The sequence below is a fragment of the Phormidesmis sp. 146-12 genome (assembly GCF_052939495.1).
The window spans coordinates 1-1,172 of the sequence record NZ_JBJPHS010000259.1; the positions used below are offsets into that span (position 1 = coordinate 1).

2 protein-coding genes are annotated in these 1,172 nt (G+C 49.2%); one reads left to right on the plus strand and one right to left on the minus strand.

Translation table 11 applies throughout. The annotated features are described in order from the left end of the window. Nucleotides 1–80: 80 nt before the first annotated feature. Nucleotides 81–305 (plus strand): hypothetical protein, encoded by a 225-nt coding sequence (locus ACKFKF_RS35110; protein WP_446871955.1) that lies wholly within the window; start codon nt 81–83, stop codon nt 303–305. 41 nt (nt 306–346) lie between these two features. Here the strand turns inward: ACKFKF_RS35110 and ACKFKF_RS35115 are convergent. After that, nucleotides 347–1,172, minus strand: an 826-nt coding sequence (locus ACKFKF_RS35115) for a tetratricopeptide repeat protein (protein WP_446871956.1), incomplete at its 5' end; no start/stop codon positions are given.

Here is a 1,172-nt window from a genome sequence, read left to right on the forward strand (position 1 = left end):
GGGGGCTGAAGCCGATTGAAACGAAGCGAGTCACTCTCATCGAACTGACGTTAAAATGAATTCGCTGATGGGTGAAGCAGATGACCCCGGAAGAGATCGAAAGAACGATCGAACAAATGTTAGAGGTGCAACGGGGTTTGCAGAATAGCCAATTGCGGCAGCGTGACGAACTCGATCGCATGTTGCGATTGGTCGATCGCTTGATTGGATATTCGATTACCAATGAGTCGGAACATCTTTCTTTGGAAGAACGAATGGATGCGTTGGAACGGCGGATGAGGCGCTTGGAGCCGGGGAATTCTTAACTTCACGATCGCGCTTCACGCTTCCCATTTGACCAATCATTTCATTCTGCTTCTCCGTTCGATTTCCGAATCCATTCTTCAAGTGTTGCTGAATCGAGATCAAAGAGGGTTTGCAGGCGTTGTTGTTTTTCGGGAGATTGCAGCATTTGACCAATTACACCGTTCAAAATGTTGGTGACTGTTGTGGCATCGGGTGAGCCAATGCGTTGAAGAATGTTGATCGATTCCCACAGATTCGTGATCGCAGTTTCAAACTCTCCTCGTGCCACCAACAACTGAGACATCATCGCTAAAGTCGCCGCTTTTCCCTGCACATTGCCGATTTGCTCAGTGAGTTGCAGCGACTCTTGATAGAGGGCGATCGCTTGATTCACTTGTCCTTGATTGGCGTAGATGAATGCCATACAGAGTAAGGTCGCCGCTTTTCCCTGCACATCGCCGATTTGCTCAAAGAGTTGCAGCGATTGTTGATGAAGCTTGATCGCCTGTTCGACTTGTCCTTGATTGGCGTAGATGAATGCCATGCAGTGTAAGGTCGCCGCTTTTCCCTGCACATCGCCGATTTGCTCAAAGAGTTGCAGCGATTGTTGATAAAGCTCGATCGCCCGTTCGACTTGTCCTTGATTGGCGTAGATCATTGCCAGTTGCTGTAACGTCGCCGCTTTTCCCTGCACATTGCCGATTTGCTCAGTGAGTTGCAGCGATTGTTGATAAAGCTCGATCGCCCGTTCGACTTGTCCTTGATTGGCGTAGATGCCTGCCATTTGATGTAACGTCGCCGCTTTTCCCTGCACATTGCCGATTTGCTCTTCGAGTTGCAGCGATTGTTGATAAAGCTCGATCGCCCGTTCGACTTGTCCCTGATTG